The organism is Pseudovibrio flavus (assembly GCF_009711345.1).
Classification (GTDB): domain Bacteria; phylum Pseudomonadota; class Alphaproteobacteria; order Rhizobiales; family Stappiaceae; genus Pseudovibrio; species Pseudovibrio flavus.
This window is the reverse complement of the sequence record NZ_SMMA01000053.1, coordinates 93,425-101,121: the sequence shown is the minus strand read 5'-3', so window position 1 is coordinate 101,121 and position 7,697 is coordinate 93,425. Positions and strand designations below refer to the sequence as shown.

General features: G+C 51.9%; 4 protein-coding genes. All 4 read left to right on the top strand.

All coding sequences use genetic code 11. The features are described 5' to 3' along the window. Positions 1-127: 127 nt before the first annotated feature. Positions 128-2,317 (top strand): methyl-accepting chemotaxis protein, encoded by a 2,190-nt coding sequence (locus tag E1162_RS04145; RefSeq protein WP_155127216.1) that lies wholly within the window; start codon positions 128-130, stop codon positions 2,315-2,317. A 356-nt stretch (positions 2,318-2,673) separates the two neighbouring features. Continuing rightward, positions 2,674-4,716, top strand: coding sequence for a methyl-accepting chemotaxis protein (locus E1162_RS19670; protein ID WP_155127213.1), 2,043 nt, complete (start codon positions 2,674-2,676; stop codon positions 4,714-4,716). 153 nt (positions 4,717-4,869) lie between these two features. Continuing rightward, positions 4,870-6,306 carry a DegQ family serine endoprotease gene (locus tag E1162_RS04135; protein ID WP_155127210.1) on the top strand — a complete coding sequence of 479 codons (1,437 nt, stop codon included), beginning with the start codon at positions 4,870-4,872 and terminating at the stop codon, positions 6,304-6,306. A 61-nt stretch (positions 6,307-6,367) separates the two neighbouring features. After that, positions 6,368-7,678, top strand: coding sequence for a replication-associated recombination protein A (locus tag E1162_RS04130; RefSeq protein WP_155127207.1), 1,311 nt, complete (start codon positions 6,368-6,370; stop codon positions 7,676-7,678). Positions 7,679-7,697: the final 19 nt, after the last annotated feature.

Below are 7,697 nucleotides of genomic sequence, written 5' to 3'. Positions count from 1 at the left end.
ACCCTTCGATTTTTGGTTGGCTGACTGTGATAAAATGAAATTTATGCGTGTTCTGTTTGATTGAATTAATCACAGGTTAACTATGGTCACCCTTATATATCCTCAGCGATATTACAGGGGCGTTACTATGGATGTGACCGAAGACAACAAATCTGCACGCAAAACCGAAAAGGGCGGTTTTAGGCGGATTGCTGTTCAATTGCCTTTGCTCATGGCGGGCTTGGCGATTGTTTCTAGTGCTGTGATTGGCAGCATTGCTTACAAGGTAGCTCAAGACTCACTTGTTGAAGCCAAAAGCGTAGAGCTGGCGACCATCACTGACCTTCGTCAGGATCAGGTTCGCAGTCTCATGGACGGTACGCTGGTAGACATCAATCGTCTGTCCACTTCCAACGCAGTAAACATGACTGTTGTGGATCTGCAGGAAGCATTTTCCTCTATGGCGAATGAAGAAGCAGAAGTCCGCGCTTTCTATCAGAATCCTGATCTGTCTTTGGCTGAGCGCCGCGAGTTGGATGGTCGCTCCCATCGCACTATGTATTCTTGGCGCCACAACGAAGTACATGACGACTTCGTATCCGCTTTGAGAGCAGGTAACTTCGCTGACATTTTGGTGCTTAACACCGCTGGCGATATTATCTATTCCGCAAACAAGGGCGACGAGTTCCTGCTGAACGTTAAGGACAGCGCTGTTGCAAGTTCACCTCTTGGCAAAGTCGCAGAAGAAATTCTGAAGACCAAAGAGAACGACGTTGTAGTGAGCGAAATGCAGCACTACAAATTTGCTGGCAACGAACCTTCTATCTTTGTCGGTAAGCGCGTTATTGTTGAGAGCTTCGGCGGTCCTGAAGACAAGGGCATGCTTATCGTTCGCCTCAACACAGACCTTTATGAAGGCGTAATGTCTGTTCGTAAGGGTATGGGCGAAACCGGTCAGACCTTCCTCGTTCGCGGCGATGGTGTTGTTCTTTCCAACAAGCCACTTTCCGAGACGCCTACATCACTGGATGAAAAGTTTGATCCTGCCTTGATGGCATACGTTAAGGAAAACGTAGCCAAGTTTGGCACTGAGGATCCATTCTTCCTTGATAACGGCGACAAGTTCTATGCCTTCCAGGGTATTGAAGGTAAAGAAAATCACGTTGTAGTTTCCGAGATTGATCGTCACGAAGCGCTTGCCGGTGTTTATGAACTGCGCGACTTTATGCTGCTGAGTGGCGGCGTTGCCGGCATCGTTGTGATGGTCGTTGGCTTCTTTGTTGCGCGCCGCATCTCCCGTCCGCTGTCTCGCCTTGCTGCAAACCTGCGCGAGATCGAAGGTGGCAACCTTTCAATTGAAGTGAGCGATGCGCACCTCAAGAACGAGATCGGTGAGATCGGTTCTGCTGTGTCCAGCTTCCGTGATGGTTTGAGACGCGCTCGTGAACTTGATGAAGAGCAGGCGAAAGAGCGTGTTGCACGCGAAGCCCGTGCTCATCGTGTGGAAGAGCTTAATACCCACTTCGACGAAGGCGTTCGCGCTATTCTGGATACCGTTGGCCATGCTGGTGTTACCTTGCAGGCAAGCGCCAAGTCCATGGCGAACATCTCTGACCAGACAAACAACGAAGCACAGACCGTATCCTCTGCTTCTGAACAGTCTCTGATGAACCTTCAGGCTGTTGCTGGCGCTGCTGAAGAGCTTTCTGCAACCGTTGGCGAGATTGGCCGTGAAGTTCGTCGCTCTGCAGACATCTCTCAGCAGGCTAAGGATATGGCATCTGACGCTGAGAAGTCTGTGAACGGTCTTCTGGATGCTGCTCAGCGTATTGGTGAAGTTGTTTCTATCATTAATGACATTGCTGAACAGACCAACCTGCTTGCACTTAACGCTACTATTGAAGCTGCTCGTGCTGGTGAAGCTGGTAAAGGCTTTGCGGTTGTTGCAGCGGAAGTTAAGGGCCTTGCAAACCAGACCGGTCAGGCAACTGGCGAGATTGGTGTGCAGATTCAGGCCGTACAGAGCGAAACTGAAAAGGCTGTTGCTGCGATCAAGAACATTGCTGGCGTCATCGGCACTGTTAACGAAGTATCGACTGCCATCGCTGGAGCAGTTCAGGAGCAGGCTGTTACAACGACAGATATCTCCGGCAACATTCAGCAGGTCACCGTTGGTTCTTCCGAGGTTGCTGAAGCGATCACCCGCGTGAGCGGTATCGCACAAAGCGCTGGTCATGAGGCTTCTGAAGTGTTGGAAGCTGCAAACCGCCTGACCCAGCAGTCAGATGCTCTGCGTAAGATGGTTGTAGACTACCTTGAGAATATCCGAGCAGCGTAAGCCGCTAGCTCTATAGACATTCAAAAAGGCTCGCATGATTTGCGGGCCTTTTTTGCTTTCTACTCAGAAGGTAAGTGTACTTAATGCGCTTCACGTAAGGGCAATATTATAGGGCCGTCTACCTACTGGGGGCAGTTTGAAATACTGTATTAACCCCCTAGGCCCTCTAATTTCTTCAATTTTCATAAACTGCTTTGCAGATTGCTGTGTTTTGGGGGAATGTCGTGCTTGAAGAGCGTGAGGGAAGGTCTGAAAAGGGCCGAATAGCGGAAATCAGATTTGGGCGTAGTCTTCGTTTGTTTCTACCGCTTTGTTTTGTGGGACTAACGGTGCTTGGCGGGCTGGCAATAGGTTTAGTGAGCCAGAATAGCGCCCGTACGACTATTCTAGCGGACGTTACCAGACAGCTAGATGTTGTTGCTGATAGTAAGCGGGAACTGCTTGTTAAGGAGCAGATGGATGCAGCTGCCGAGCTTGTTGGCCTGACCGATAGCACGAGTGCGAGGGTTCTGTTTTCCGAGCTTATACTGGCTCTGGACCTGATGGGTGACAACCTCAAGCCGGTGGTAGACTATTTCCAGAAGGATGGAATTTCATCACAAGAAAGGGCTCAGCTGGTTGGTGATAACTCCAGCCTCTACACCACCAAGCATGAGATGATCCATAGCGACTTCTTCTCCGCTTGGCAGGACGATAACTACGCTGATCTGCTCATTATCGATGAATTTGGCCGTATCGTTTACACGGTAACCAAAGGGCCAGAGTTTCTCAAAAACATTAGCGACCCTGTCGTTGCCGATACTGCACTGTTTGATGTTTTTGAAAGCGTGAAGACAGTCCCAAATGGCGAGTATATTGCAACTCCGGTAGGTTCTTATGCTCCGGCAGATAACGAGAACACGATGTTTGTCGCCAGCCCGGTGTTTATTGAAAACGTTGGCGAAGAAGTATTCAGAGGGGCTATTGTTCTGCGCCTGAATCCTAGCTTTGTGGATGGTGTCTTGAAGGTTCGCTCACCTGCTGGCGATTCCTATCAGAGTTATCTGGTGGATCGGAGCGGAGCACTTGCCTCAACCCAGTTGCTTGATCCAGATTTGCCACTTGGCACCATCGTTGCGCCGTTTGTAGTGGGCAATACGGAGCTCGACACCGGCTATGCTCACACTTCCAATTCGGACATGATGACTGCGGCGACGTCTGTTGATTTGTTCGGCGAGAAGATGGTGATGGTGTCGGAACTTGCCATCGAAGAAGCGATGAAGCCAGTTTACGCGCTTCGCGAATCCATTCTATGGACGAGCCTTCCTGTCTTGCTGGTCGTGGTTATCATTGCCCTGTTTATATCGCGGGCGATTAGCTTGCCGCTAACAAGGTTGGGTCGCGCTATTGCCGAGATTGCTGGCGGTGACTTGGATGCCAAACTACCCAAAACACGTGAAGGGAGTGAGATTGGCGCTATCGCAGTTTCTATAGAGGGCTTTAGAGGTGCGCTTCGCCGCGAGAAGGAAATGCAGCGCCAGCAGGAATCTGATCAGCGGGAAAAGGATGAGCGCTCCAAGCTTTTAGAAGCTATCAATAGGCAGTTTGATAGCGAGGTGCGTGAAAGTCTGGCCCCCGTTGCGACGGCAGTTCAGGCACTTCGGCAGAATGCCGAACATATGGCAAGCATCTCCCGCCAGACCAATGAGGAAGCGCAGACCGTATCCGTTGCTTCTGAGCAGTCCCTAATGAACCTACGGGCAGTTGCCTCTGCGACTGAGGAGCTTTCTGCAACTGTTGGAGATATTGATCAGCGCGTTCGTCATTCTGCTGAAATCGCGGTGGAAGCAACCCGAATGGCAAGCAATGCTGAAACGTCGGTCAGCGGACTGATGGAAGCTGCCCGAAAAATTGGCGAGATCCTATCCCTCATTAGCGATATTGCAGACCAAACAAACCTGCTGGCGCTTAACGCAACTATTGAGGCTGCAAGAGCAGGGGAAGCCGGTCGTGGGTTTGCCGTTGTAGCTGCTGAGGTGAAGGGCCTTGCCAACCAGACAGGAAGCGCAACAAGTGAAATCTCGGCGCAGGTGTTGGCTGTACAGGCGGAAACGGAAAAGGCGGTTGCTGCAATCCGCGAGATTGCAGGCGTTATTTCCAAAATGAATGATGTCTCCAACGCTGTGGCCAGTGCTGTTCAAGAGCAGGCTGTCACAACCAACGAGATCTCGGAGAATATCCAGCAGGTGTCTACAGGCTCCTCCGAGGTTTCTAGTGCCATTGTTCGCGTGAGCGATATTGCAGGCACAGCAGGGCAGGAGGCAAACGGCGTGTTGATCGCAGCTGATCAGCTTGGCGAACAAGCCGATGCGATTTCTCGCCTCGTGGAAGACTTCCTCGGAAAAGTGAGAGCTGCATAATCCTATAGGAAACTGCAGAGACCGGTCTTTTAGTGTGTGCGTTATCCCGCACTCTAAAAGATCGGTCTTTTCATTTTTATATACCACCCTTATCTAAAATGATGCTGCGCTGGGGCACCGGCTTTCTTCCACGCTTAAAAGGGTTGATTACATATGGCTCGTCGATTTGCTGCACGATCACTTAGTCTCTTTGCCTGTGCATTTTTAGCAGGGGCAGTGTCACAGGTGGGCGTATCTGTTGCTCAAGAGACTGCAGTTCCATCTTCGGCAGCTGAAATTAAGCTCTCCTTTGCCCCAGTGGTGAAGAACGTCGCTCCGGCAGTCGTAAACGTCTACGCCAGCCGCACTGTTCAGCAGCGTCAGCGTTCGCCGTTTTTTGACGATCCATTTTTCCGCCGCTTCTTTGGTGATATGGGCGGTGGAAGTGCACCTAATACCCGTAAGCGCGTTCAAAGCTCTCTTGGTTCCGGCGTTATCATTTCCGCAGATGGCACCATCATTACCAACCACCACGTAATTGCAGATGCCGATGAAGTGCGTGTGGCACTTTCTGACCGCCGTGAATATGACGCGGAGATTGTTCTTCGCGACGAGCGGACGGATTTGGCTGTTCTGCGTATTCGAGACGACGAGGGCAATTTCCCGTTTGTTCAGTTTGCAAACTCTGACGACCTTGAAGTGGGTGATCTTGTTCTGGCTATCGGTAACCCGTTTGGTGTTGGCCAGACCGTAACGCAAGGCATTGTTTCTGCTGTAGCTAGAACCCAAGTGGGTGTGAGCGACTACCAGTTCTTTATTCAAACAGATGCGGCTATTAATCCGGGTAACTCCGGCGGTGCGCTTGTTGACCTTAAAGGGCGTTTAGTTGGCATCAATACCGCGATTTTCTCTCGCTCCGGCGGCTCTAACGGGATCGGCTTTGCTATTCCTGCCAATATGGTGGAAGTGGTTGCCGATGCTTCAACGAGCGGTGACTATGTGCGCCGCCCATGGGTTGGAACGAGCCTACAGGCTGTGACCTCAGATATCGCCGAGGGCCTTGGCCTTGAACGCCCACAGGGCGTGCTGGTGACTGATGTTCATCCAGATAGTCCTGCGGAAAACGCTGGTCTTGAGGTTGGTGATCTTATTCTTGCCGTGGGTGAGGCGCAGATTAATGATCCAGATTCGTTTGGTTATCGTCTTGCAACGCAAAAACTTGGTGCCGAAGCTTCCTTTACAGTATCGCGTGGAGGGGAGGTCTTCGAGATCAAGGTGAAACTTGCAGCAGCGCCGGAAACCACACCGCGTGATGAGCGCTCCATTGGTGGCCGCTCTCCATTTGCAGGTTTGACTGTTCTGAACCTTTCTCCGGCAGTTTCAGAAGAGCTGCGTATGGGATCAGTCTATGAGGGTGTGGTAGTTGCGCAGGTTGAACGCGGTTCCAATGCGGCCTATATCGGCCTTCGTTCTGGCGATGTGCTGCTCGGTGTGAATGGCGAGGTGATTGAAGATACTCGCGACCTTGAGCAGCTTTCAAAAGAGCGGCCTAATGTTTGGCGTATCGAGTTCTTGCGCGACGGGCGTGTGCGAACCATTGCTGTTCGCTAACGCCAAAGGCAAAAGCTGTTTTTGAAGAAAGAAGGCGACTGCGCCTTTTGAAGGTAATTTGATGAGTGACCTGTTCGGAGCATCAGGGCTGGACCAGTCTGGCAAGCGGCCACTTGCTGATCGCTTGCGCCCGACAAAGCTGGATGAAGTTGTAGGGCAATCCCACCTTTTGGGAGAGCAGGGGGTGCTTAGTCGCATGCTCCGTTCCGGTACGCTTGGTTCACTCATCCTTTGGGGGCCTCCGGGCACAGGAAAAACAACTGTCGCCCGCCTGCTGGCTGACGCTACTGATCTTGCCTTTGAGCAGACTTCGGCGATCTTCTCCGGAGTTGCGGACCTTAAAAAGATTTTCGATCAGGCGCGGGCGCGGCGACTGACCGGTCGATCCACACTGCTTTTTGTAGACGAGATTCACCGCTTTAATCGTGCTCAGCAAGACAGTTTTTTGCCGGTTATGGAAGACGGCACCATCACGCTCGTCGGCGCTACGACGGAGAACCCTAGCTTCGAGCTTAATGCAGCGCTTTTGTCTCGCTCTCACGTGCTGACTTTTGAAAGCCTCGATGTTGATGCGCTGGAAGACCTCTTCAAGCGCGCAGAAGAGGTGATGGAAAAGTCTCTTCCGCTTGATGATGATGCACGGGCTCTCCTTGCCTCTATGGCCGACGGTGATGGCCGCTCCGCCCTAACGCTTGCAGAAGATGTTTGGCGTAGTGCCAATGACGGGGAGGTCTTTACCCCTGAGCAATTGGTGCAGATTATTCAGCGCCGTGCGCCCATCTACGACAAGACCAAGGACGGGCACTACAACCTTATTTCTGCGCTGCATAAATCCATTCGCGGATCAGATCCTGATGCCGCACTTTATTGGATGTGCCGAATGCTGGATGGCGGTGAAGACCCGATGTTCATCGCTCGCCGGTTTATTCGTATGGCTGTCGAGGATATTGGCCTTGCAGACCCGCAAGCGCTGGTGCAGGCGAATATGGCCCGTGATGCCTATCAGATGCTCGGTTCTCCTGAGGGGGAATTGGCTTTGGCGCAGGCCTGCGTTTATCTGGCGACAGCGCCCAAGTCTAACGGGGTGTATGTGGCCTACAAGGCAGCAGTTGCAGACGCCAAGCGCAACGGTTCTTTGGTACCGCCCAAGCACATTCTTAATGCCCCTACAAAGCTTATGAAAGAGATGGGCTACAACGAGGGCTATCAATACGATCACGATGCGCCGGATGGTTTTTCCGGCCAGAACTACTTTCCAGAAGCGATGGGCCGCAAGACCTATTACGACCCGCCAGAAAGAGGGTTCGAGCGCGATATTCGCAAGCGCCTTTCTTACTGGCAACGGCTGCGGACAGAGCGTAGCCGCGACTGAGTATTCCTAAAGCATTAAG